Source organism: Caballeronia catudaia, from assembly GCF_001544755.2.
GTDB lineage: Bacteria > Pseudomonadota > Gammaproteobacteria > Burkholderiales > Burkholderiaceae > Caballeronia > Caballeronia catudaia.
In genome coordinates, this window is the sequence record NZ_FCOF02000148.1 from 1 (window position 1) to 702 (window position 702).

A 702-nucleotide genomic window follows, 5' to 3' on the forward strand; every position below is an offset into this window, starting at 1 on the left:
AAGCTCTTGAGCATCGAATCGCCGTCGCTCGAACCCGCGCCGCCAAGCACCGCCCCGGCGACCCCTTCAGCCGCGCCGAGCCAGTCAAAACCGCTGCCGCCACCGGAACCACCGACCGCGCGCGCAGAGGCGGCAGCTTTGGCCGCAACCCGACTGGACACGTATGGCGAGTCATCGACAAAGGAACCGTTCGCATCAAGCGGTAAATACTGGCCATTGCGGAACCCGTAGACGGTCGGCTTCGGATCGGGTGCCCGCTTCGGCCAGCTTTGCGGCGCGTATTGCCGGGCAACCCGCCGACTACCCCGCCAAGCGCGGTTAATAGCCGGGGTGAGTTGACCATCGCGTACCGCATCGCGAAGGATACGCGTGACGTCGTCCCCATCGACCGGCGCGGACAATCCCGAGATGCGCAAGTGTTCGCGGATAAAGGCAGCATACTCACTGAAATCGCTACAGGCGCGCGCGGCGCGGCGGTCGATGGACACCCGAAACAACCGGTCGAAGTCTCGCTGATCTTGCTCGATCTGTTCTTCGCGCTCCTTGCGTGCTTTCTGACGCTCTTCGTAAGATAGCTTCCAGCCGCGATCGACGTCCTGCACGTCGCGGGCAGGTACGAGCGAACACTGCCAGTCGCTCGTTAGCGGTACCCACAACGCGTTATACGAACGCCCCCATTCTGGAAACGACATGTCACCTCCA

The 702-nt window shown here is 63.0% G+C and carries 1 protein-coding gene; it reads right to left on the reverse strand.

The window, feature by feature from the left end; all coding sequences use genetic code 11:
* A partial coding sequence (locus tag AWB75_RS37975; RefSeq protein WP_407642209.1) for a hypothetical protein occupies nt 1-702 on the reverse strand: 702 nt, incomplete at both ends.